The 25,129-nt window shown below is 40.0% G+C and carries 16 protein-coding genes; 3 read left to right on the plus strand and 13 right to left on the minus strand.

Annotated features, from left to right (window positions below; genetic code table 11):
• Positions 1–26 precede the first annotated feature (26 nt).
• The 7 genes from ACHB7C_RS14355 to ACHB7C_RS14385 all read right to left on the minus strand — a co-directional run bounded on the left by ACHB7C_RS14355 (position 27) and on the right by ACHB7C_RS14385 (position 13,847).
• Entirely contained in the window at positions 27–2,516 is a 2,490-nt protein-coding gene (locus ACHB7C_RS14355; protein ID WP_349488891.1) for a penicillin G acylase, read from the minus strand.
• A gap of 200 nt (positions 2,517–2,716) precedes the next feature.
• On the minus strand, positions 2,717–3,280 hold the full coding sequence (locus tag ACHB7C_RS14360; RefSeq protein WP_166685551.1) for a rhomboid family intramembrane serine protease: 564 nt from the start codon (positions 3,278–3,280) through the stop codon (positions 2,717–2,719).
• Positions 3,280–8,217 (minus strand): DNA repair ATPase, encoded by a 4,938-nt coding sequence (locus tag ACHB7C_RS14365; protein WP_395347678.1) that lies wholly within the window; start codon positions 8,215–8,217, stop codon positions 3,280–3,282. Before ACHB7C_RS14365 ends, ACHB7C_RS14360 begins: the two co-directional genes overlap by 1 nt.
• Positions 8,218–8,297: 80 nt before the next feature.
• Positions 8,298–10,499, minus strand: coding sequence for a flotillin family protein (locus ACHB7C_RS14370; RefSeq protein ID WP_042846788.1), 2,202 nt, complete (start codon positions 10,497–10,499; stop codon positions 8,298–8,300).
• A 79-nt stretch (positions 10,500–10,578) separates the two neighbouring features.
• Positions 10,579–11,214, minus strand: coding sequence for an OB-fold-containig protein (locus ACHB7C_RS14375; RefSeq protein ID WP_042846787.1), 636 nt, complete (start codon positions 11,212–11,214; stop codon positions 10,579–10,581).
• A 391-nt stretch (positions 11,215–11,605) separates the two neighbouring features.
• Positions 11,606–12,517: an N-acetylglucosamine kinase gene (gene nagK, locus ACHB7C_RS14380; RefSeq protein ID WP_042846786.1), complete on the minus strand. Its 912-nt coding sequence runs from the start codon at positions 12,515–12,517 to the stop codon at positions 11,606–11,608.
• 217 nt (positions 12,518–12,734) lie between these two features.
• Positions 12,735–13,847, minus strand: a complete 1,113-nt coding sequence (locus ACHB7C_RS14385; protein ID WP_166686687.1) for an SGNH/GDSL hydrolase family protein — start codon at positions 13,845–13,847, stop codon at positions 12,735–12,737.
• Between the two features lie 241 nt (positions 13,848–14,088).
• On the opposite strand from ACHB7C_RS14385, the gene ACHB7C_RS14390 reads away from it, so the two are divergent.
• Both ACHB7C_RS14390 and ykgO read left to right on the plus strand, forming a co-directional pair.
• Positions 14,089–14,349, plus strand: a complete 261-nt coding sequence (locus ACHB7C_RS14390; RefSeq protein WP_071547547.1) for a type B 50S ribosomal protein L31 — start codon at positions 14,089–14,091, stop codon at positions 14,347–14,349.
• 2 nt (positions 14,350–14,351) lie between these two features.
• Positions 14,352–14,477: a type B 50S ribosomal protein L36 gene (gene ykgO, locus ACHB7C_RS14395; RefSeq protein WP_042846784.1), complete on the plus strand. Its 126-nt coding sequence runs from the start codon at positions 14,352–14,354 to the stop codon at positions 14,475–14,477.
• 70 nt (positions 14,478–14,547) lie between these two features.
• Here ykgO and yidZ read toward each other — a convergent pair whose 3' ends face one another.
• Together yidZ and ACHB7C_RS14405 are read right to left on the minus strand one after the other, a co-directional pair.
• Complete coding sequence (yidZ, locus tag ACHB7C_RS14400; protein ID WP_129467257.1) at positions 14,548–15,513, minus strand: HTH-type transcriptional regulator YidZ; 966 nt, start codon at positions 15,511–15,513, stop codon at positions 14,548–14,550.
• Complete coding sequence (locus ACHB7C_RS14405; RefSeq protein ID WP_129467256.1) at positions 15,506–16,690, minus strand: MdtL family multidrug efflux MFS transporter; 1,185 nt, start codon at positions 16,688–16,690, stop codon at positions 15,506–15,508. Before ACHB7C_RS14405 ends, yidZ begins: the two co-directional genes overlap by 8 nt.
• Positions 16,691–17,023: 333 nt before the next feature.
• Between ACHB7C_RS14405 and asd the strand changes: the two genes are divergently transcribed.
• Entirely contained in the window at positions 17,024–18,130 is a 1,107-nt protein-coding gene (gene asd, locus ACHB7C_RS14410; RefSeq protein WP_042846781.1) for an aspartate-semialdehyde dehydrogenase, read from the plus strand.
• Between the two features lie 336 nt (positions 18,131–18,466).
• Here the strand turns inward: asd and ACHB7C_RS14415 are convergent, their stop codons facing one another.
• The 4 genes from ACHB7C_RS14415 to dnaN form a co-directional block, all read right to left on the minus strand.
• On the minus strand, positions 18,467–20,050 hold the full coding sequence (locus ACHB7C_RS14415) for a phosphoethanolamine transferase (RefSeq protein WP_198861036.1): 1,584 nt from the start codon (positions 20,048–20,050) through the stop codon (positions 18,467–18,469).
• 436 nt (positions 20,051–20,486) lie between these two features.
• Entirely contained in the window at positions 20,487–22,901 is a 2,415-nt protein-coding gene (gene gyrB, locus ACHB7C_RS14420) for a DNA topoisomerase (ATP-hydrolyzing) subunit B (RefSeq protein WP_042846780.1), read from the minus strand.
• An 18-nt stretch (positions 22,902–22,919) separates the two neighbouring features.
• A complete protein-coding gene (gene recF, locus ACHB7C_RS14425; protein WP_042846779.1) occupies positions 22,920–24,014 on the minus strand; it encodes a DNA replication/repair protein RecF in 1,095 nt (364 codons plus the stop codon).
• Positions 24,015–24,023: 9 nt separating this feature from the next.
• Complete coding sequence (dnaN, locus tag ACHB7C_RS14430) at positions 24,024–25,124, minus strand: DNA polymerase III subunit beta (RefSeq protein ID WP_042846778.1); 1,101 nt, start codon at positions 25,122–25,124, stop codon at positions 24,024–24,026.
• Positions 25,125–25,129 lie beyond the last annotated feature (5 nt).

Genomic DNA, 25,129 nt, shown 5'->3' on the forward strand with positions numbered 1-25,129 from the left:
CTTGGTATTTAGTTATCAAAATAAGCTTATTGATAAACAGTGAGTGTTTCCGTTGATTCTATATGTGGCGCCAGTTCTTGTTTATCTAACCATAATGGTTTTTTACCGAACTGGTTGTACAGTGAAAGCTGGTCTTGGTAATGGGGTGAGCGTTTGCCTTGGGGTGAAATAAAACCACTTTGACCAGGAGCAACAACATCCCACGCTTGAACACCATTTTCAGTAAATACCACAAGGTCATTTTCTGTACCTCTATTATGGTATTCATTTTGATGGAAATTTTCTTTTGCTAGAGCCTGTGGAACCCCAAAGAAATTATTTTCACGGAAAGTTAATGCAGTAGCATTGGTTTGCCAGTTTGCAGGGTCGTCGCCGTATTTATCTTTCATTTTTTGGTAGGTGGTATCCAGTGCTTTTCGGATGATAGTATTCTTGGATTGACCTGAAAAAATATCCACTGTTTGAGGAATAGCGGAGTCATTACCCAGTAGTGATTCATAAAGTAACTTGGCACCCGTGCTAATATTTAATGACCCTGTAGGCCCTTCTTGTGTGGTTTCATAGCCACTTGCAAGATACCATTTATCAAATGGGGCTGGGATCGTTTGGCCTAATGTAGCTTTGAGCATTTCTTTTAACCAAATATCAAGGATGGCTGAACCTGGGTGAATATAGTGTTTACCATCACTGGATAATTGGTTTATACCATCCCATTGTTTGAGTATTGAGACTAATTTGGCTGCGTTATCACTAGCTGGTAAGGCTTCAGTAGCTTGGCTTAAATAAGGCATAAATAAACGCCGGTTGAGGTCAACACGGCTAGTCTGTTGTAAAATACTCCACATATCATCTGATGTTAATTTATCATAAGAATCTATGAGGTTATCTATCTCTGTCACTCTATCCGCACTGCCCCAGAGAAAAGCAAAAAGGTCGCTCGCAGGGTAATTTTTTGCGGGGGAATTATTCCAGTTAGCGATATAACCTGATTTAGGGTTATACACTTTAGGGTTGTTTTCGAAGGGTTGCATACCTTTCCAATCCCAATCACCTGTTCCTGGAACAGGTAAACGCGGATCATGGTTAGCTTGGCGATCTGGGTAATGACCGGTGTGAACATAGCCGATGTTTCCGTCTTTATCGGCGTAGTACCAGTTAATTGTGAGGGCTTGGTCCTTTGCTTGGTTTAGCCATTGCTGCCAATTTTGTGCTTGCCCTTGTTTAACCCATGCCATTAATGATGATACTTCTTTCCCATCCCACGCGCGAGATTTACTGTAAGCGGTGTGAGTAGAGTCGTCGCGCTTAATAATATTGCCATGAACTGTACGGTAAACAGCAAAGGTAACCGGTTTTTCGCCTTTTACGTTGATTGTTTCTTGGCGTGTTAGCATTTTTTTCCATTGGCCTTGATGTAAATAATTATTGGGGTTTTCAGGTGAAACTTCTTCAGCAAAGATATCAACACCATCGCCAAACCCTGCCGTTGACCCCCAAGAAATATGGCCATTATGACCGAATAAAATAGCTGGGTAGGCAAAAGGAGTATTTCCAACAATGTTAAACCCTGCACCATGCAAACCAATACCATAGGTATATGCGGGGTTAAACCAACCGAACTGAGGGCCGTTGAGTAAAATAGCGTTTGCGCCAGAAGCTTTATTTTTCCCCACTAACCAAATATTGCTGGTGGTGGGGTAGCCCGCAATCCCATTAGCTCCACCTTGTTCGTACTGTTGGGAAATTAACGCATTGTTTTGTTTAGGGGAAAGAGCAATAAGTTTACCTGAGTTATTTTTAGCGGGTCGATCAAACATGGGAGCCGTTAAACGGTAATCATTAATTTGATTCAATTGTGTTGTTATTTTGTTATTTTTTGAATCTGAATAGGTAAATTCTTGCGGTGAGATGGTTGTTGGTGCATTGGGGTTATTAAGCCAATTAATTTGGTCAAAGACTTTTACTCCCATTTGTTCACCATACTTATCTTTCAGTGCAGTAAGTAATGCAAGGTTATCAATTTCACTGTTCATATCAGAAAAACGATTTGCCATTGTACCAACCATGATCATGGCAACATCAAAGCTATCCCATTGTGAAGGTAAAAAACCATAATCGATAAACTGCTTAGGCATTAATTCATTTGGTTTTTCATTAACTTGTTTTATCCATGCATTCATTCCATCAGCATAACCTTTTAGAATATCTTTCTGTTCTGTCGGTAAATGAGTTATTTGTTGATGAATAGAATCTGGCCAATAGTTAGTTCTAATATCTTTGTCAAAAGCGATGTAATCTTTACCTAACACTTCTGAAACCGTGCCCTGTGTGCTGCGTTTCGCCATTTCCATTTGGAACAGCCTGTCTTGTGCGACAGCATAACCATACCCATAAAAAAGGCTATAAGTATCATCGGCATAAATATGAGGAACACCATAGCTGTCTCGTTCAATTTTCACTTGTGTAGTGTGTGCGGCAAGTGAGGTGAATGACAAGGTGGTTAACCCGAAAACCATTGCGATAGGTATGACTTTTTTTTTCATCGGTTGTGTCTCCATTGTCGTTATTGTTTTTTGAGACTAGCATTATTACATTGTTAATTATTGGTTAATTTTAAGTTAATTATTAATATGTGAATCAAGCTCACAAAAAGGGATACATAAAATGGGAAAAAATATAAAAAATGAGTCAAATGGTGGGGTTATTTGAGCGAAGATCAACGCGTTTTTTTGTCGTAACGATTAGCCAACCATGCGTAGGTAATACCAGCTAGGGCACCAGCAATATGGGATTCAGTAGAAATATACAGGTTAATGGGGAGCAAGCCGCTAGCCATCGTACCAAAATAAAATAACACGAATAATGCAATGGCAATATCAACCCATTTTCGCCGTAAAAAGCCTTGGGCAATGAGTAAGCCCCATAGACCAAAAACCCAGCCACTAGCACCGATATGGATAGCATTACGGCCTAGTAACCAAACAGCTAAACCACCAACACTGATAATAAACAATGATGCCAGTAGATAAGCTTTAACTGTGCGATGAAGTAGCAAGGCACTTAAAATGATAAATGGCGGTAAATTGCTGAATAGATGCCCCCAACTACCGTGGATAAAGGGGGCAAAAAAAATGCCTAGTAACCCGGTCATGGTTCGAGGGACAACCCCAAAGGGGGTTAACCCACCCGCTGTTAGACTATTAATTAACTGAACAATAATAAAAATTGCTACCAGAAAAATTAATAGCCTAATACGCGGGTAACCTTGCAAAAAGTTCATCAGGAGTTACCAAGGGCTTGGACGCTTTCTACTAATGAAGCTAGCTGGCCCACGACCCGATCACCAATATCGGCATTATCGCCACCAAGTGCTTTATTACGCATGAAGTCTTTCTTAATTTGCTGCCAGCGTTTAGCATCTTTCTGAGAAAGAGTGCCACGTATTTCAGCCAGTTTAAGTAAGTTTTCTTCTGCACCAGTGGTTAAAAGTTGAGCTTCCCCAAGGTAGTGGTCATCAAGTAACCTTTCTAGCTCATCGTCATTCATAACTGAAGAAACCTTTTCACTCAATTTATTCATGTTTCGATAGCTACCTTGTAGACGGAAAGCCGGCTCTGTACGGTATTTATCTGATTGGGCTGCACTTGCGATATACTGTTGGTTCACCTTCAATACAATATCTCGTAACTTAATCATTTTTTTGATTACTGAAGTAATTTCATTTATTTCAGCATCAGAATATGGGTAGCTGAGTGAGTTAGTTGAGATTGATTTCCCCATAGCTTTGTCGACAAATAAGTAGAGGTCATTAAGGTCCCGTAACGCTAGAGGGGCTAATACAGGGTTAGATGTGAGGCTATTTTCGATATAACTCAATGCAAAAGCATCATCCATCCCACCTAATACTTCCCCGAGGTTATAGATATCAGCACGGTTTGCTAGCATATCTGGAATACGGAACACTTCTCCTGACTCGGTATAAGGGTTACCGGCCATGACGACACAGAATTTTTTGCCTCGCATATCATAAGTTTTAGTTTTTCCTTTCCAAACCCCTTCAATGCGCCTTGTTCCATCACATAAGGAAATAAATTTCTGTAAAAACTCAGGGTGTGTATGTTGTATATCATCGACATATAGCATCACATTATTCCCCATTTCGAGGGCTAAATTCAGCTTTTCAAGTTCTTGCCTTGCCGTGGCATTAGGTGCTTGTTCGGGGTCAAGGGAAAGCACATCATGCCCAAGAGCAGGGCCATTAACTTTCATAAAAATTAACCCTAAGCGATCTGCCGCGTATTCCATTAAGGTAGTTTTACCATAACCTGGTGGGGATATCATTAATAGTAGCCCCATTAGGTCGGTGCGTTTCCCTTCCCCAAGAGCCCCTATTTGTTTCGCCATATTGTCACCAATAATTGGCAAATAAACATCATTTATCAATTTATTACGAACAAATGAACTCAGTGGTTTGGCTTTGAACTCATGAAGTTTTAAGCGACTACGTTCTGTGGCAATAATGCGTTGTCGTAATGCTTGATACTGGCGAAATTCAGGAATAAAACGTTTCCTTTGCCCACGCATACGACCAAAGTAATTATCTAAACTTAAGGATAAAGTCTGGTTTTCAATCGTTGGATGCTCACCTAGCAAACCGCTAACTTTAAAGTAAAGGTCAGCTTCACTATAACGGGCAGAGGCGACTTTATCTAATATGATAATCGCGATTGCACCTGGTATATAAGGTTCTAGATGAGAAAATTCAGGTACAGAACATAGCCCTTGTAGCCAGTTTTGAATTAATGACCAGCGTTGAGCATAGCGAGTACCTAGGTTTTGTTGTGAACGATTGAAATCGAGCCACATATGCGCGTCTTCCAATCGGCTTTGTAATGCGAGCACTAATTCCCTAGCATATTTACTATAAACCAATTCTATGGGTGTTCTCGCTAAGGCAAAACTTAGATATTCAGCAGCCTGAGTCTGTACATACCCTTGGCATTGAATTGGGTTATCTTGTAAAAATAAGCTGATACCAGCTTCAATTTCGGCTTGTAGGTCAAGTAGGGCATTATCATTATGGAATAATTGGTGAATATTCATTGCCGTTCTTGCGCGTTCCGGCCATTGAGCAGGGTAATCTTCGTTTTGTACTTGTTCCCAATAGATTGCAGCAATGGCACGGGCTGTTGGGTTATAACGTAGAAGGTCTGCATTTTCACCGATTGGCAGTAATTTTTTCAGTAGTGCAACGGCATCATGGTCATGAATACCTTTTTCATAGCCTTCTTTGTAACGTGGGCTAGCAAAATCACGGACAATTTTCTCAAGTTTTTCTGGGGAAGTTAACGCACTTTTTAGAAGACTAAAATCCAGCCCGTCTTGGCGCTTGGTTGCCGCATAAATAATAGAATAAGCAAGGTATTCTGAACGATAAACGGTATCAGACTCAGATTCTAGTGATGCACTCCAATAAGGTCGTAACTGTGATAACTCTGCATTCTCAATAGGTTCTTGGAAATCAGTCCCTGTTAGATAAACCCACAGTTGATCATTCTTAGGTAAAATCGTTAGGTCTAGTTCTTGGGTATTCACACTAAAACGGTGACGACCCAATTTAATGATATTGCCGCCATCTTCAAAAATATCTGTTTTATCCCTTAGGACGCGGATAGCTTGGTCGCGAGAGGCTTTTAAACGAGCATCGATATCATCTGCCTTAACGTTATCGTTAATTTCCCTTAGTTTTTCAATAATTTCGCGAGTTTTTAATGCGAGGGGATCAGATGCGAAGAAAGCGTTAAGTTCATCTTGAGATTGTAAACGGACGGTTCTACGTTGCAAGCTATCGAGTAGGCGATCTGCTGCGGTTAATAAGTTTTGAGCACGACGTTGGCGGTCGTCAATTAGAACTTGTTTATGGGACTCAAAGGTTTCGAGTAATTCTTCACGTTTAGCAAGAATATCATCGAGAAATTCATCATGGCTACTAAACTGGCTTTCCAGTTCTTCTAATTGAACCAGTAATCTTGATAGCTGATCATCACAACTTTCAGGGTCAGAGGCAAGGGAAAGTGCATTGGTGATCCCTTGGCTAAACAAGCGAAATTGAGCCCCAAATTGCGCGACAGTTTCCACGCTACTTTGAGATTTTCGTTTTTGTTGTAAGCGAGCACGAGACTGGTTTAATTGTGCATATATTTGTGAGATAGCATCAATAATACTTGTTTGTTGAGTGACATCGTTAAAAGACAATGATGCCATTAAATTGGATAACATATCTAAATCAGCAGACATTTTTTCCATGTCATTCATGGGGACGTCTAACTGAGCACTGTTTTGTGATTTTTCTATTTGTTCTTCAAAAATAGCAAGCTGTGATTTAAAAGGTAGTAATGCTTTATCGCTTGCAAGGAACGCTGCGGTTGCTTGTGAAACAGATTGCTGAGCTTCAATTATTTCATTTTCCATTTCGCTGAGTTGTTCTAAATCCATATAGCGAAATTCACGTAATGAAATTAAATGCCCTCGATGTGCATTGAGAGAATTTAAGCCATCAACAAACTGTTGAATATCAGTCCAACCATCAGGCAGTGTCAAAGAAAGTAGTGATTTTTGACGACTGACCGCCTCATTCATTGATTTTGCGGATTGTTGCCTAATACTCTCAACTTTTTCATACTCATCAAGAACTAATTCACTAGTCTGAGTAATCTCTTTCAGTAATTTACCAATACTTAGGCACTGTTCATCGCTGAGCCAATAATAGAGATCTAATAAATTTTTGGGTTGTTGGCTAAGTTGTTCATAGCGCGCAATAGAAACTTGGTTACCTTCTATCTCTTTTGCAACATGCAAAATTTCTGAAATACCCCTTACTAAATCAGCATTTCCTATACGCCCAAAAAAACCACTCCGTGTTGGTTGCTGATCTGCAAACTCTTCTGAGTAAAAAGGTGTTTGCCAAACCTGCATAGGATGCACTCGGGTGGCTTCCTCCCCTTCACCTTCAAACAGTACCATTTTGCCATCTTCAAACATGGCGTAACCATGCCCAATAAGCGGAACGGATAATGTACGTTCGATTAAATTATAGTTAAATAGGGCAAGGCGACCTTGGTTTGGGGAATAGAAAACATATAAGACATCTTCACCATTTGGAGAACGACGTAAACGACGAAAACGCATTCCCTCCATGGGCTGATCAAAGGTTTTGTAATCGCCATTTTGTAAATAGTAGCCACCAGGGAAAATAATGCCGTGATCTTCAGGTAGCTGAACACAAGCTTGCCCAATGGCATCGATGCGTTGTACTGATTGGGATAATGTGTTGTAAACCAGATAACGCCAGCTTTCTTCTCGGTAAGGCAGAACCTTTAATATAATTAAGCTGCCTGTTTGAGCGTATTCAATTTGTGCGTCATCAAGAGACTGGTTTTTATCCAGAACAGCTTCCCGATAAATCCCTAAACCATCTTCAGTATTATTTTCACACTTAATTGTTAAGTCGCCACCGATAGTTTCAATAAATACAGTATCAAGAATATTTAGATGAGGGTAACGACCATTAACCGTGTTTTCGCGTGTGGTTTTATGCCATTCAAAGTCATACGCGGGAGGAAGAGCTATGTCCCGCTCACCTCGATTATCTATATATTCGATACGGCGTTTATCACTTGATATAGACCAACGGAAAACACGGACATCAGTGATGCGGTCACCAATTTGGAAACTGGCGAGAAGTTTCCCATCCCTTTCAACAAGCTGAAGGAGTTGGGTATTTTTATAGTAAGTGTACAGTTCAGTAAAATCTTGAACAAAGCGATTATCGCTTAAAAAGGTTTCTTCGTAAGGGACGGCTTCAACATCAAATTCGTCCTCACCTTCGACGAGTCGATATAATGAAAAAACATCTTCAAGGTGAGTTTCTTTTTTAAGCCCGAGGAAAACGTTATAACCAAATAAAAGCCATTCACCAACACGAACAATGTCCCTTGCTTGGCAATTATTTTCAGTACGAATACGAATGCGGCCAATAATATCCATTTGGCTTTGGCCAAATTCTTCTAGCCGTTTTTCATTCAGTAACGAAGCTTTTTGATGAAGTTGCTGACCTTGCTCGGTTAGGCGCTTACGCAATATTTCATACGCCCCCCCTTCTGCGACAGCGCTATCGAGTATTTCTTGTTCGCGATCCGTATCCTGAATATCTGACATGGTGCAGCAAATTCCCTTAACTAAGACAATAAAAATGAAAAGCGATTAGGGGTAGAATTACCCCTATATGTGCTGATTACTTAAAGTTGGTCATCTGTCGGTGGAATAGGTTTTGCAGTGACTGTTTTTGCCAGTTGCCCTGCCCCTTTCGCTGCCATAAAGCCATTGATTAGGTCTTGAACTTCAGGGTTTTTTAGTAAAGCGGCAATATCAACTTTCTTATCTTCTTTGCTGCGATTAATTAGTTTTTCAACATTCTCTTTAGCGAAGCTGCTTTTATCCATAAAACCATCAACAGCTTTGCCTAAGCTAAGTGCTTTTGAGAAAGTATTAAAGAAGCTGCCATCACCACCTACAATTTCGATATTGGTTTTGCTCAGTGCAGCAGCCAATACATCGGCTTGTTCACGAGCAATTTCTTTATTCGCATCAATAGAGGCCATGGCTTGTTCAAATTCTTTCTCAAGACGCATACGGAACTCTTCATGAGAACGAGCAGTATCGCTGAGGTGATCCATTGATTTAAATTTATCTGTTAAACCATCAGCTTCGGCTTTCAGGCGTTGGCGGATAACTTCTGCTTGTGCTGAACCTAATTGGCCTTCACCGCGAGCTTGTGCTGCCAGTTTTTCTTCAAGGACTTTGGCATCGGCTAAGCCTAATTTTTCTTTAGCGTTAGCTTGTTGTTCTTCACCACGAGCTTGAGCTGCTAATTTTTCTTCAAGAATTTTTGCTTCAGCAAACCCTTGTTGTTGCTCAGCTTTTGCTTTAGCTTCCATAACTTGGGCTTCAGTTAAGCCTTTTTCTTTCAAGCCACGTGCTTCGGCTAGCAGTTTCTCAGCCGTGATATTAGCAAGTACTAAACCTTCTTTTTCTTCGGCTTCCGCAGTTGCTTGGCGAACACGAGCTTCTGCTAAACCTAATGCGGCATGCTCAGCTTCAATACCTTCAGCTAAACGTTTTTTCGATTCAGCTTGTTTTGCTGATGCTTCTAATTCAGCTTGTGCCATCGTACTGATTTCTTCTGCACGGTGTTTAGCGCTAGCTTCATCTGCGGCAGCTTTTTTCACTTGGCGGACTAAAGACTCTTCCGCTTCTGCTTCGGCATTAATGACAGTGACTTTTTTCATACGCTCAGCTTCAGAAACTTCGCGAACTTCTTTAATGCGTTCCTCTTCTTGTGCAACCGTTTTTTCCACTGCTACACGCTCACGGATTACATTAGAGATATTCTTACGTTCTTCTTCCAGCGCTTTTTCTTTTTCAATACGTTGTAATTCAACTTCTCGTTCACGAGCAACGACTTCAAGTTCACGAGCACGGCTAACGCGTTCTTCTTCAATAGCAACAGCGCGAGTGCGGTTCTGTTGAGCCACTTCGACTTCACGCATGCGGTTTTCTTCGCGAATTTCAATTTCTTGCTGAGTTTGGATACGCGCTTGTTCTGATTTTAAACGTTCTTCTTCTTGAACACGTAAAGTTTCAGCCTGTTCACGCGCTCGGATATTATCGATTTCACGTTTTTGACGGGCTTCTGCATCAGCTTGTTGACGCTCAAGTGCTAAGCTAGCTTCACGCGTTTCCACATTTTTCTTTTGAATCGCCAGTTCTTGGTCTCGTTCTTTCTGGTTGGTTTCTATATTGTGAATAGCCGTAATTTCAGTAATTTTACGAATACCTTCGGAGTCAAAAATATTATTTGGGTCGAGGGCTGATTTTGGTGTCTGTTCTAGGTAGTCGATAGCGACATCTTCCAGAGCGTAACCGTTGAGGTCTTTACCTATTACATCCACAATGCGGTCACGGAAATCTTGTCTATTTTCAAATAATGTTGCTAAATCTAATTGTTTACCGACAGTTTTTAATGCTTCTGAGAATTTAGCACTAAATAAGGTGCTGACGGCTTGGTGGTCTGATGCGCGGTCAACCCCGATAGCTTTAGCCACTTTCAGTACATCTTCAGTAGTTTCATTTACGCGCAAGTAGAATGCAACCGTGATATCTGCGCGTAGGTTATCATGACAAATAAGGCCATCTTTACCGCGACGGTCAACTTCCAGAGTCAGCAATGAAATACGCATGAACTCTTTTTTGTAGATAACGGGATAAACTAATGCCCCAGTAAAATGTACTTTTGGTTGAGACGACATATCGTTGACAATCAAAGCAGTACCTTGTGGGACTTTGATATAGAAGGCTTTGAATAACCCAAAAAACCCTAAAATAACTAGGATTATCCCTCCGACAATGGTTAAAAAGGGCATTAATGCAGCCAAATCCATATTTTTTCTCCATAGGTTCTGACGATGTCGTCATTTCGATGATTCAAGCAAGTATTATTTTATATAACAACCAATAGCTTTAGTTGCGGAATTCTTTTTCAGTGACAACTTGGTAACTGTGTGAGTCTGCGTCATAGCTAATAATAACAACGCGATCACCCCGTTTTATACCTTCTGTAAATGGCGCTCGTATTTGCAAAATTAGCCCGGCACCACCATCTTCGAGTATGGCTTCACCGTTTTTTTCATTGACGGTACCTGAGCGGACTGTGGCATATTTCCCGATAAGTTGGTGTACTGTTTTGGGTTTATTGAGGCTAATAAGTTTATTCCGTACAGGTTTTAAGCAAAGGGCGGTTAAGTGAAGTGAGATAAATATAGTGATAACAAATACAGCAAAACCAACAAGATAACGCAATAGACTTAAATCAATAAAGCGAATAAAACCATAAACACTAAAGTAGGTGATCACCCAACCAAACAGTGTAAATAATGTCAGAATAATGGTGACAGGGACCCCTGCTAACCCAAGTTTTGTTAACCACCCAGCAAAACCTGTTGCGTCAATACCGCTATCAAATTCAGTATCAACATTGAATAAATCAATATCTAACAGACCAAAAGCAGCGCATAACCAGTAAAACAACACAATAATTAGTAAGCCGCTAAAGATAACTGTTGGAAACATCAAGCTGTTATGGAAAAACAAACTCATAGGATTTTCTCTTTATTCTAAGTATGTATACATAGTATGCAAAAACAGGAACAGCTTGTTTAATTTATCACCATTAAAAAATATAACGTAATAATATATTTTTTAATTAATTACAGTATCAGACTAGTCTATAAGCACTTTTAATTTTTGAGTTTCGTACAATACTGGATTGATATCCAGTGTGATCCTCTGAAGTTATTCCTAAAGTACTTTTTATAATAAGAAGCTACTGACAGAGCATGATTTTATCATTAATAGCTAAGTTGATGATAATCATTCTCAACCAAAGAGGTGGTATTTAAAGGATAAAATGGGGAAAATAGAAATGATTAAAGTGATAAATTTGCGCTTCATTGGCTAAAAGCTTAATGAAGCGCAAAAAAGTACAAAGTTAGTCAATTAAGTTTAGGAATGCTGCCCCTCGAGCCCCACCAGAGTCACCATAACGTGCTTTTTCAATCGCAGGTAATGTTGCGATGCCATAAAGATATTGTGGTAGGACTTCAGGTAGTCGTTGATAGATTTCTTCAAATTGTGAGAGCCCCCCACCAATAACGACTAAATCAGGGTCGAAAACGGTGACGATTTGCCCCATAAACATTGCAAGCAATGATATATAACGGTCGACATGCTGTTTTGCTTGGATATCACCTTGTTTATATTGTTCAATGATTTCGATTGCTGAATGTTTTCTACCAGTAAACGAAGCATAGATACGTTCAAAGCCGGGGCCAGATAAATAAGTTTCAAAGCAAGCGGTTTGCCCACAACCGCAAATGATTTCAGGGACTGTATCACCCAAAAGCTTAGCGCCGCGAACGCTTAAATTCATGTGGCCAATTTCTCCGGCAATCCCATTTTTTCCAGGTAGCACTTTGCCGTTTATGACGAAACCACCACCAACCCCTGTTCCTAGAATTAAGCCTAAGACGGTTGGATAACGTTTGAATTCAGGGTCCCAAGCTTCTGATAAAGCAAAACAATTAGCATCATTTTCCACTTTGACTGGGCGCTGTAAAATATTAGCCAAGTCATGAATTAAAGGTTTATATTGCGCAGTTGGGACGTTTGTTGTGAATACAGTGCCTTCAGCATGGTTGACGATACCTGGCACACCAACTCCTATTTTGCCTAGACAGTTAAATTTTTCATCGGCTTCTTGTGTGAGTGTGAGAAACGCGTTTAACAGTGATTGGTAGTCGTTTTTAGGCGTAGGAACACGTTTTTGCCAGACTTGATTTAACTCTTTGTCAAAGACAGCAAGTTCAATTTTTGTTCCGCCCATGTCAAAGCCGTAATACATTTTCACCTTCCCCTAATGGTTTATTTATTAAAAAGCTAATGTATCTCTTTGATAAATAATAAATGATAGTGCGTAATAGGTTAATTATACAAAAGATCACTAGAGGATAAATTATTGTTTTAGATTTTATTTTTCTTTAGGTGTTTTTAGGTTGATTTGCATTGAACAATAACAGATTAAAGAGGCCAGTGTGTAACGACTCGCCTCTCGGTGAGGGTTAATCAGTTGTTGTAGGAGCTACAGGAGATTTAAAATTTTTTGCAATAAATTCATTGAGTTTAAGTGCCACAATGGCATGAACTTCTTGTGTTGGATGGACATTATCATTAAATAGATAAGGTGGGGCCGTATCTAGTTGTTCTTTTCCACCAATATAACCGTTAGCAAATGGTAGGTTTGTTTCATAGTTAAGGATTTTGGCTTGCTGATAAATCTCTGTCATCGTTTTATCAATATCAAAAAAGACGATATTAGTACTATGCAGAGCATTTAATTTTTTTATGCTATTTTCCAATGCTTGATTATGCATAAGAGTTAGCATTTTCATTTTATTTTCATATTCCATCGGTTTTTCGTTCTTAAAGGGGGTTTTACTAGGGTCAGGTATCCCCATTATTAAGATATTCTGTGCACCATGCTTTATCATTTTATTGATTGCTTTGAGCTGACTGGAAATGACTTTATAGGTATTTGTTTTATTGAATGTCATGTAATCATTAGAGCCAATAGAGATAATAGCAAGGTCTGACTTATTGAATTTAATACCTTGTATTTGCCTTTTTATATTGGAAATAAATCTAAATTTAGGGTTTTTTTGGTTGTAAGTTGCGCAGACAGCGCCCCCTTCGGCCTTATTGATAACTTCAACAGGTCGATATGTATTATTTGAATTTTTGTCTTTGTAGCTCATCACTGTTGGTGAAGTTAGGAAGTCTACCCATGTGAAGCCGTTAGTAAAGCGTCCTTTATAGTATTGTGGTGCAGAAGGTAGTAGCCCTAGTGTCTTTTTCAGCATTCTTCCTTCTGAATCTGACAGGCTGTCTCCAACCACAATAACTCTTTCAAAATTATTAATTTTATCTTTTGGCTGGCTATACATACTAACAGCTAATGAAAATAGTTCTTTAGACTGTGAAGAGTCAGTCTCATCGGTATTAATACTATTAGTTGATGGGTTAGACACATTAAAAATAGGTACGCCTCCTAACTGAAAACGGGAATTAAATAACATTTTGATTTTACGAGTGAATGAGGAAGAGGTATTTTCAGGTCGACAATTATTTACTTGATCAGTATGACGAGGGAAAGTGCGTATTGTTTCTATAGGCATTGTTTTTTACCCAAATAATTAATTAAGTACTTATAAAGTTATCAGGTAATTTTTTATTCAAATATCAAATAGTGATAACAGATTTTTGGTTTTTCTAGTATTTATTCTCTTATAAAGTGTTTTAATTCAGTTTGTTATGTTTATTTTGTTGTTTGTGAAATAGTGTTGGTCCATAAAATAGTTGCGTCGTTATTTTAAATAATATATTGTTATATTATAACATAACATTCAGGTGGCTATTATGAAACAGGGGATACATCCACAGTACCGTACAGTGGTTTTCCATGACACAAGTGTTGATGCTTATTTTAAAGTGGGCTCGACGATAAAAACGGCAAAAACGATTGAATTTGAAGGGGAGATTTTCCCTTATGTCACCCTTGATGTGTCTTCTCAATCGCACCCATTCTATACCGGCAAACAAAAAGTGATTTCTCAAGAAGGGAAAACAGCACAATTCCAAAAACGTTTCGGGCGTTTTTTACAAACAGAGGGGAAATAAACGTGAAAGTGTTGAGTTCGTTAAAAACGGCAAAAACGCGTCATCCAGATTGCCAAGTTGTTCGCCGTCGTGGTCGTGTGTATGTGATATGCAAAACAAACCCACGTTTTAAAGCTGTACAAGGCTAACTCCTTGTTAATTTTTTCTGGTGTTTCTTGCTTTTGCCATGGCAATTCATGCTCCTTGCCATGGCATTTTTTATGCATTTACAAAATTGAGAATGCTATTTTTAATTTGTTCTCTTAGCCATAATGTTTTGGAATTATACGAGTTGCGTTTATGCCATAACACTAAAAAGGGGATTTCGAGTTGCTGGTAAAGAATGTCATCAATGGGGAGTGGTAGACAGACGAGATCAAGTTTGAAGTTATTCACATAATGTTGGCAGTATCCGGGAGTACAGGTAATGAGATTGTGTTCAGGTCGTGATGCCATCAGCAGTGATTGTTCAAATGTTGAAAATGAAAGGCTAATTTGGCGATTAAGCCCCATTGTAGACAATAAGTCATCTAGGGCCCATGGAATACGATTACCAAATTCAGTGCTAATATGAGGGTATTTTAGGAAATTGGCTAAACTCCATTCTTCTTTTAGAATGGGGTGATCTCGGCGAATAAAGGCCAGAGGTCGGTCAGTAAACAACACGTCGAAATTAAGGATATTTGGTAAGTGGTTTATTGACTCTTTTGAGCTGTGAAAACTTTCCCTACCTACTAACCCAATATCGGCATCACCTGCCACTAATGCCGCAAGTGAATTATAGTCCCAATCCCGCATAATGACGTCTGATTCAGGATATTGATTGAGGATATTCAAGGATAAATCATGGAGCATGATCAGATTTAATGGAGCTTCCATCATTAAACGGAATGTCATTCCCCGTGGTTTTTCAGTATCACGGATTTCAGTGATATAGCTGGATAAATTCAAAAACTCAGGAAGTGATTTTTCTATATGATACATCAATGGTGTAGGAAGAAGCCCTTGCGGGCTGCGAATAAATAGCGGGTCATCAAACCATTGGCGTAGTTTAGACAATGATTTACTGACAGAAGATGGCGTGATAGCAAGGCGTTGAGCTACGAGGCTAACACTCCGCTCTTCCATTAAATATTGCAAAATAACCAGTAAATTTAAGTCTAAACGATGCAATTGTTTATTCACATGCTATTACCTTTTCATTGACTTGTGTGGCGGGAACTCTGAGCAAGATTATGCCCATAGTACCTGCTGCTAATAGGATAATTAGCAACATACTGATTGATGGTATGCCAATTGCCCCCATTAGCCAAATATACAAAGAGGCGAAGCTGAGTTGCGAAATGGCTAAAATGGAGCTTGCAATACCGGCTTTTCTGGCAAATGGGGATAGCGCTTGGCTCATAATAATCCCAAATTGCATTGAAAAACCCATTCCGCTACAAGCAAAAACAATAAATAGCAAAATCAGGTTGTTAAACGTAAAGAGATACACAGATAAAACAACGGCATTGAATAAAAATAACCCAAGGGCAGTATTGAGCAGCGATTGGCTATTAAATGTTGATAGCAATTTTGGCATTAAGAACGAAGTCCCCATACTCACCATTGCTAGAACGGTCATAGCTGTGGAATATTGACCCGTGGTAAAACCTAGATTACCCATCAGGATAATCGGTGCGACATTCACATAGGTCAGGATCACCGCCATTCCAAAGCAAGAAATAATCAAACGAGTGACAAAGAATAAATTGAAGATTTTTTCTGTGGTGTCTGGCGATGATGTGGTGTGTTTGGTTTCTTGGCGAGCCGCAGGTTTAGTTTCTTTTATCGACACTAAGCAGAAAACCATACTCAGTACCGCATAAGCAGCCATAAAGTAAAACATCATTGACCAATGGTAGACCAGTAAAATGGCAAACCCAATGACAGGGGCAAGTACGGGAGCGATACAAGTCACGCCATTCATTGCCGCTAAGACTTTAGTCCGCCTTTGTGGACTAAGTACATCTCGTAAAATAGCGAAAGTCACCACATAACAGAAACCAGCGCCGATGCCTTGTAGGAAGCGAGCCATCAAAAATAGGTCAATCGATGTCGAGTTTCCTGCCATGACAGAGGAAATGGCAAATATTGCCGTCCCCACTAAGACCACGGGTTTACGGCCAACATGGTCGGCGAACCATCCCCCAATGAGCATTGTGGATGCCATGCCTGCAAGGTAAATAGAAAATGCGACATGAAGTTGGCTTTCACTAGCGCTTAAGTCAGCGGCTATATAAGGAATACCCGTTAAGTGAAGGTCGACACCAAGGGGATAGATAAGGACTATCCAAAAGCTAAAAAGAACATATTTGGTCATGAGATAAGCTGTACTGTGAGAGGGATTATTCTAATTTTAAGCTGAGTGAATGATATAACGAATGGATTAATTAGAAAACAGCATTTTCCAAAATGGAAATAAGATATTCATGTGTTTTAGGAGGAGTATTAGCTTTATTACTAATCTTCTTACTATTAGTGATGAAATTCACTTGCACACTGATGCATATTTTGTCAGGTTTAATATATCCGAAAAATTTCTAGCTCCAGCTTTCATGAGCCTCTTATAAATGACAAAAATGCGGTATTGCTTCTTATTAAGTTGGAACAGGAAATTTTTTGGTAAAACTTTAAACAAACAGGGTGAATAAAAATGAAAAATGTAGGGTTTGTTGGTTGGCGCGGTATGGTCGGTTCAGTATTGATGCAGAGAATGGTAGAAGAACGTGATTTTGATGCGATCCGCCCTGTATTTTTTACGACGTCACAACAAGGTGCAGAAGCACCAACTTATGGTGGTCATCGAAGTGTTTTACAAGATGCCTTTGATATCGATGCATTGAAAGCGCTAGATGTTATTATTAGCTGCCAAGGTGGTGATTATACTAATGATGTCTATCCGAAGCTCAGAGCCGCAGGCTGGGATGGCTACTGGATTGACGCAGCATCTTCATTACGTATGAATGATGATGCGATTATCATTCTTGACCCAGTGAATAACCAACACATTCAAGATGGTTTGAATAAAGGTATTAAGACCTTTGTTGGTGGTAACTGTACAGTTAGTTTGATGTTGATGTCTTTAGGTGGTTTGTTCACGAATAATTTAGTGGAATGGGCGTCAGTTGCAACTTATCAAGCCGCATCAGGTGCAGGTGCACGTAATATGCGTGAGCTACTGGCACAAATGGGGTCTTTGCACACACAAGTGGTCAAAGAACTGCAAGACCCAGCCTCTGCTATTTTAGATATTGAGAAGAAAGTCACTGATTTTACACGCAGTGGCGCGATGCCAACAGATGCGTTTGGTGTCCCACTAGCAGGAAGCTTAATCCCATGGATTGATAAAGCGCTAGAAAATGGCCAAAGCCGTGAAGAGTGGAAAGGCCAAGCGGAATCTAACAAAATATTGGCAACAGGTAAAAATATTATCCCTGTTGATGGTTTGTGTGTTCGTATTGGCGCACTTCGTTGCCATAGCCAAGCCTTTACATTGAAATTGAAAAAAGATGTGCCGTTAAAAGAGGTTGAACAATTACTGGCTTCTCATAATGAGTGGGTAAAAGTCGTTCCAAATGATAGAGAAATCACAATGCGTGAACTGACACCTGCTGCAGTGACTGGTACATTAAGTACGCCAGTTGGCCGCTTACGCAAATTGAATATGGGGCCTGAGTATTTATCAGCCTTTACTGTTGGTGACCAATTACTGTGGGGAGCCGCTGAGCCTCTTCGCCGTATGTTAAGGATTTTATTATAATTCCTTAATGAATGTCGGTGGGTTATATAGGCCTGCATATAAAAATATGTTGGCTTTACCCAAGGGGATATTCTTGTTGTACACGAATAATGGCGTCTTGATATGACGCCATTATGTATTTTGGTGATGAATAACCTTTAATTCAATATACTTCACTGGATAGAAAATACGGTTTTTTTAGGTATTGAAACATCATTAGGGGGAAGTATATTCACGTTTCCTCAAGCAGTTTTATATTATGACCCACTGTATTATTGGCAATACTAGGACGAACAGTATTGGCGACTTCCATGATGCCACTATTTTTCTTTAGATAATGCCAAATATTTTTAGCTTTTATTGAGGGTCTTTTGTTTCCGATGGTAATTGATTAACCGGTAATATGTTACGGTTGCCATCAATCACCTGAATGTTGTTATTGGGTTGATAGCATTCACGCATGGGAGATAAACAAGCTTGTGATGCATGCTGTTGTATTCCTAACCAGTCACTAATTAACCAATAATTATTAGCAGTTGAATAGGGTTGACCCAAAGCTCGTGGGTTTAATGCCGGTTTTGGTATGGTTTGGCTGTACCAGATTAATAAGGGTATCTCATAAGCTTCTTTTCTTGGGTTATTTACGCCATGGTGGTAGTGAATATTGTTATCACTGTCTAATCGTTGTAATGCATGGTCTGAAAAGTACATCAACGAAGCGGGCTTCCCGTCTAGCTGTTGGAGTAAGTTTTCGATAAATTTATCGGTATAAGCGATAGAGCTGTCATAACAATTATCATCTTCTTGTTCACTGAATTTTTTTAACTCTTTTTCTGGAAAACGGTTACACGCAGGTTCATGGCTCCCATAAGTATGTAGGATGATCAGTTTTTTCTTGTCTGTTGGGTCGTTAATCGCATCATTAAAATGGCCTTGAATTTCCTCATCATAACCCACGAATTCATTCCATTTTTTCTTTTGAGCCATGTTAGCTATCGCAGAGATGACACTGGTTCGTTTATTGGTTTTTCCTTGGTTACTTATCCAATAGGTTTTAAAACCCGCATGATTGGCTAATGAAATAATATTGTCAGCATAGTGTGATTTATCCTGCATTTGGTCAAAGCGAATATTAGACAGTGAGATTGGCACTGACAATATGGTGACCGGAGCAGGAGAATAAGCTTGTTGGAATACCAAAAGCTGTGACTGACGATTATCTAGATTAGGGGTTGTATCATATTGATAGCCATATAAACCCATATGGTCACGACGTAGGGATTCGCCAATGACGAGAACATAGATTTGTGCTTCAGTATCTTTTTTCTCATAGTCAAATGAAACGATTTGGGATGAGATTTTTTTTATGCCGCGGTTTTCATACAAGTTTTTGACGAGAGCAGCTGCATTGTAAAATGGCGTGTTGAGCAAATATTTTTCAGTTATTAACAATGAGCTATCTGGTTTATTGAGTAATGACGCGTAATAAGCAGGGATTGCTAAGAGGTAACCACATAACATCGCGATACTAATCATTGTCGTACGGCGGTTTATATATTTAGTACATTTATGGATGCTTAATAAATACACTGAAAAAACAAACAAATAAAAGATCACATAACCAATATTGTAGGAGAGCATCCCCACCGTTTCGCTACTATTGGTATTAATAAAGGTTTCGGCAATTGAAGAGGAAAACCGAATATCGTGTTTTTTGTAAAAGAAAAATGAGACTGAAAGATTTAACGCCCAAAGCAATGAGACGAAAACCGTGAATATTTTTCCGATAAGGGACCGATATACGCCAGCACACAGAAGCATAATGAGTGTGCCAGAAATGATAATCGCAGTGTCTGCCATCACATTCGCATCACCACTGAAAAAAACAGGGATGGATGAGAGCAACAAAAAATAAATAGGGATAATCAGTTGTCGTATCATTGTTTTCTTATTACGTATTTTGCTTTTACCTTGAGTGTGTTGGGTTATTGAACATATGGATTTAACCATTAACATCTAATTAACTTAGGGGATTAACCGTTTATAGCACATAAAAAGATAAGATAATCAAAATAGTGGCGTAAAAAACTGTAAAATCTCGTGAGGTTAAGTCATGAGCTTTTCCCTACCAAGAAAATGGCAGCGAAGAAACTTTGTTAAAAGAGAGAGCAATTTGGATCTCAATATCACTGTGATGGTCGCTTTTAGATAAAGACTTACCATAATCAGCTAATAAATTAATGAGTTATTGCTTATTTTAAAATAAGAGGGCTGCTGAATGTCATGTTCAGTGAGCAAATAAGTAGGGGAAATAAAGAAAAAAATAACCCCACACTTTCGAGTGGAGTTATTTAATATTAATCAGTAAATATAATAATTAAATATCAATATTTGCTGCTTTTAGCGCATTCTCTTCAATAAATGCACGACGAGGTTCAACAGCATCACCCATCAATGTAGTAAAGAGTAAATCTGTTGCGATAGCATCTTTTACGGTTACGCGCATCATACGGCGAGTTTCAGGGTTCATGGTGGTTTCCCAAAGCTGTTCTGGGTTCATTTCACCAAGACCTTTATAACGCTGTACATACAGACCACGACGCGATTCACGAGATAGCCAAGCGAGAGCTTCTTCAAAGTTATCAATATTCTGACGACGCTCACCACGTTGGATATACGCCCCTTCTTCAATTAAGCCACTGATTAAGTCGCCTAAATGAGTGATACGGCGATACTCGCTACCGTGAACAAAATCGAAGTCGAGGTTGTAATCAGTATCAACACCGTGAGTGCGAATACGGATTGTTGGCTCAAATAATTGGCGCTCACGATTTTCTTTAATTATGTAGCTATATGTGCTGCCGAATTGCTCGTTGTCTTCTAAGCGCTTAACTAATGTTTGAGCCCATTCTTCAACTTTTGCGTTTTCTTTTAAGTCTTCCTCAGTCAGCGTAGACTGATAAACTAAGCTGTTGAGTAAGGCTTGTGGGTATAAGCGCTCAAGGCGACGAATAATACGGTGAGCCGCATTATATTCGACAACCAGCTTTTCTAATTCTTCACCTTTCATTGCTGGAGCGTCGGCACTGAGATGTAACTCTGCACCATCAAGGGCGATAGAAATAAGATAATCGTCCATCGCATCGTCATCTTTTATGTATTGCTCTTGTTTGCCACGTTTTACTTTATACAGTGGCGGCTGAGCGATAAAGATATGACCACGTTCAACAATTTCAGGCATTTGACGATAGAAGAAGGTTAATAGCAGTGTACGAATGTGTGAACCATCGACGTCCGCATCCGTCATGATAATAATGCTATGATAACGCAGTTTGTCTGGGTTGTACTCATCACGTCCGATGCCACAACCTAATGCTGTGATAAGAGTGGCAACTTCTTGTGAAGAAAGCATTTTATCGAAACGCGCTTTTTCAACATTAAGAATTTTACCTTTTAGTGGCAAAATAGCTTGGTTTTTACGGTTACGGCCTTGTTTTGCTGAGCCGCCCGCAGAGTCCCCTTCCACTAAGTAGAGTTCAGATAATGCTGGGTCACGTTCTTGGCAGTCTGCTAATTTACCCGGTAGGCCGGCTAAGTCTAACGCACCTTTACGGCGTGTCATTTCACGTGCTTTACGTGCGGCTTCACGAGCACGAGCGGCATCGATAATTTTACCGACAACAATTTTAGCGTCATTCGGGTTTTCCAGTAAATACTCAACCAACCGCTCGTTCATGATAGTTTCAACGGCAGTTTTTACCTCAGAAGAAACTAGTTTTTCTTTGGTTTGTGATGAGAATTTAGGGTCTGGAACTTTCACGGAAATAACAGCAATTAGGCCTTCACGCGCATCATCACCTGTAGCGTTGACTTTGCTTTTCTTCTGATAGCCTTCTTTTTCCATGTAGTTATTTAATGTGCGGGTCATCGCTGCACGGAAACCAGCTAAGTGAGTACCACCATCACGTTGTGGGATGTTATTGGTGTAGCAGTACACGTTTTCTTGGAAGCCATCATTCCATTGCATTGAAACTTCAACACCAATACCGTCTTTTTCTGTAGAGAAATAAAATACTGACGGATGAATTGGCGTTTTATTGCGACTTAAATATTCAACAAAGGCTTTGATACCACCTTCGTAATGGAAATGGTCTTCTTTCCCATCACGTTTATCAATAAGCCTGATTGATACCCCAGAGTTTAAGAATGATAGCTCACGAAGACGTTTAGCTAAAATATCATACTCGAATTCTGTGACACCTTTAAAGGTATCCATACTTGGCCAAAAACGTACGAGAGTACCTGTTATGTCTGTTTCCCCAACAACAGTCAGAGGACCTTGTGGTTCACCGTGTTTATAAATTTGCTCATGAACTTTACCGTCACGACGAATGACCAGTTCAAGTTTTTCAGATAAGGCGTTAACAACAGAAACCCCAACTCCGTGTAAACCACCGGAGACTTTATAGGAGTTGTCATCAAATTTCCCCCCTGCGTGCAGGACAGTCATGATAACTTCTGCAGCAGAGACACCTTCTTCTTCGTGTATACCTGTTGGTATCCCACGTCCATCATCCTGTACGGAGATAGAGTTATCGGCATGGATAGTGATCACGATATCGTCACAGAAGCCTGCGAGGGCTTCGTCGATAGCGTTGTCGACAACCTCGAAAACCATGTGATGAAGACCTGTTCCATCGTCTGTATCACCGATATACATGCCCGGGCGCTTACGCACCGCATCCAGTCCTTTTAATACCTTGATACTTGAGGAGTCATATGTATTCGACATCAACGTTTCCTGCTCTTTCTATTCCTGAGGTTGAACTTCTATTTTGCCATGTTCTACACTAAACATCTTACTGTTTGCGTCTATCATATCATTAACTTGTTCAGCTGTAATGGCACTGACAAACACTTGTGCTTGCGTAGCTTTGAGACGTGTCGCTAACAATTGGCGGCGACCCGCATCAAGCTCGGAGGCAAAATCATCCAGCAGATACAGGCACCTTTGCCCGCTCTGACGAGTGAAAAACTCACCCTGCGCTAACCTTAATGCACACATTAATAGCTTTAGTTGGCCCCGAGAAAGCATATCTTCTACAGGGGTACCATTTGCACGAATACGCAAATCTGCTTTATGTGGCCCTGAAGCGGTATAGGTTAGTGCTCTATCACGCTCAAATTGGCGCTCTAATTGTTCTGAATAATCAATTTCTTTATCCCAACCGCGCTGAAAGGATACCGAGAGTGAAAATTCGGGTAAAAACTGCTGACAGGTTTGCTCTATATTTTCGGCAATACCTGCGATGTAGTCATGACGCCATTGGCTAATTTGCTCTGAAATTGGCGCCAGTTGTTTATCCCAGTGACGTATTTGTTCGTAACGGGTAACTTGGCGTAAAGCCGCATTTCGCTGCTTTAATAACCGTTTTAAATCAGACCATACTGAAAAAAACAACGGATCATTGTGAAAACAGCCCCAATCAATGAAGGCTCGACGATATTTCGGGCCGCCATTGAGTAGTGTAAAACCTTCTGGGGTAATTAATTGCATCGGCAACAGTTTTGCAAGCTCTGCAATTTTATGGCCGTCGGTGCCGTCTATGCGAACTTTACTGTCACCCTCGCGATTTTTGCTTAACCCCAATGAAAGGTCATTACGATTTTTATCTAGATGGCTAAGTTTACCATGAAGAATAAATTGTTCTTGCTCATGACGAATAACACGATTCGCTTGAATGCTGCGAAATGCGCGGCCATGACCTAAGGTGTACACTGCTTCCAGTATACTAGTTTTGCCACTCCCGTTTGGGCCAATTAAAAAATTGAACCCATTAGCAAGGGCGAGATCCGCATTTTCAATATTTCGAAAATCGCGGATTAATAAACGCGAAAGGATCATAAATACCGATTATAAACGCATTGGCATGACAACATATACCGCCGCTTTGCTTTCAGCGTCTTCAATTTGCACACTGGAAACTGCATCGGTTAATAATAGCTGCACGTTTTCACTTTTCAGTGCATTTAAGACATCTAAGATGTAGCTGACGTTAAAACCAATTTCCATCTCAGTCCCCTGATAGCTAACATCAACAATTTCTTCAGCTTCTTCTTGCTCAGGGTTATTTGCTGTGATGCGTAATTGGTTTTCACTAAAATATAAGCGTACTCCGCGGAATTTTTCATTGGATAAAATCGCCGCACGGGAAAATGCCTGTTTTAGTAAGTCACAACGAGCTTCTAATGTTTTATTTGGGTTTTTCGGTAACACACGGCGATAATCAGGGAAGCGACCATCAACCAATTTAGAGGTAAAAATAAAATCCCCTACGTGGGCGCGTATGTTATTGCTACCGATTTGCAGTTGTAATGGTGAATCGCCACCATCTAACAAGCGCATTAACTCAATCACCCCTTTACGAGGAACAATTACCGAATGAGAAGGTAAAGATTGACCGATGTCCATCGCACAAACTGCTAGCCTGTGCCCATCGGTTGAAACGGTTCTCAGCATTGAGTCTTCAGTTTCAAATAGCATTCCGTTGAGATAATAACGCACATCTTGGTGTGCCATGGAAAACTGAGTTGCTTCAATTAAACGTTTCAGTATTGACTGAGGAAGAGAAAATTCAACTTCACTTTGCCAATCATCTAGGTTTGGAAAGTCTGCTGCTGGCAAAGTAGATAATGAAAAGCGGCTACGACCAGAACGGACGAGCAGTCTATCATCATTGAGTTCTACTAGAATTTCAGAACCTTCAGGTAAACCACGCCAGATATCAAAAAACTTGCGTGCAGGCACCGTTGTTGCACCAACTTCATGTTCCTGCGTTAGAGGAACGTTGGCCATCATCTCCATTTCAAGGTCGGTTCCAGTGAGTTGGAGGGTGCCTTCTTTTACCTGTAATAAAAGGTTACCTAAAATAGGCAGAGTTGGACGCCCACCTAAAGGACCACTAACCTGTTGTAACGGTTTTAATAACTGCTCGCGTTCTATAATAAATTTCATAGCAA

This window comes from Providencia sp. 2024EL-00732, assembly GCF_044006275.1.
Lineage (GTDB): Bacteria > Pseudomonadota > Gammaproteobacteria > Enterobacterales > Enterobacteriaceae > Providencia > Providencia huashanensis.

Coding starts and splice junctions, on each gene's coding strand:
- ACHB7C_RS14355 (WP_349488891.1), bottom strand. CDS start 2,516: ATGGTTTTCGGGTTAACCACCTTGTCATTCACCTCACTTGCCGCACAC.
- ACHB7C_RS14360 (WP_166685551.1), bottom strand. CDS start 3,280: ATGAACTTTTTGCAAGGTTACCCGCGTATTAGGCTATTAATTTTTCTG.
- ACHB7C_RS14365 (WP_395347678.1), bottom strand. CDS start 8,217: ATGTCAGATATTCAGGATACGGATCGCGAACAAGAAATACTCGATAGC.
- ACHB7C_RS14370 (WP_042846788.1), bottom strand. CDS start 10,499: ATGGATTTGGCTGCATTAATGCCCTTTTTAACCATTGTCGGAGGGATA.
- ACHB7C_RS14375 (WP_042846787.1), bottom strand. CDS start 11,214: ATGAGTTTGTTTTTCCATAACAGCTTGATGTTTCCAACAGTTATCTTT.
- nagK (WP_042846786.1), bottom strand. CDS start 12,517: ATGTATTACGGCTTTGACATGGGCGGAACAAAAATTGAACTTGCTGTC.
- ACHB7C_RS14385 (WP_166686687.1), bottom strand. CDS start 13,847: ATGCCTATAGAAACAATACGCACTTTCCCTCGTCATACTGATCAAGTA.
- ACHB7C_RS14390 (WP_071547547.1), top strand. CDS start 14,089: ATGAAACAGGGGATACATCCACAGTACCGTACAGTGGTTTTCCATGAC.
- ACHB7C_RS14405 (WP_129467256.1), bottom strand. CDS start 16,690: ATGACCAAATATGTTCTTTTTAGCTTTTGGATAGTCCTTATCTATCCC.
- asd (WP_042846781.1), top strand. CDS start 17,024: ATGAAAAATGTAGGGTTTGTTGGTTGGCGCGGTATGGTCGGTTCAGTA.
- ACHB7C_RS14415 (WP_198861036.1), bottom strand. CDS start 20,050: ATGATACGACAACTGATTATCCCTATTTATTTTTTGTTGCTCTCATCC.
- gyrB (WP_042846780.1), bottom strand. CDS start 22,901: ATGTCGAATACATATGACTCCTCAAGTATCAAGGTATTAAAAGGACTG.
- recF (WP_042846779.1), bottom strand. CDS start 24,014: ATGATCCTTTCGCGTTTATTAATCCGCGATTTTCGAAATATTGAAAAT.
- dnaN (WP_042846778.1), bottom strand. CDS start 25,124: ATGAAATTTATTATAGAACGCGAGCAGTTATTAAAACCGTTACAACAG.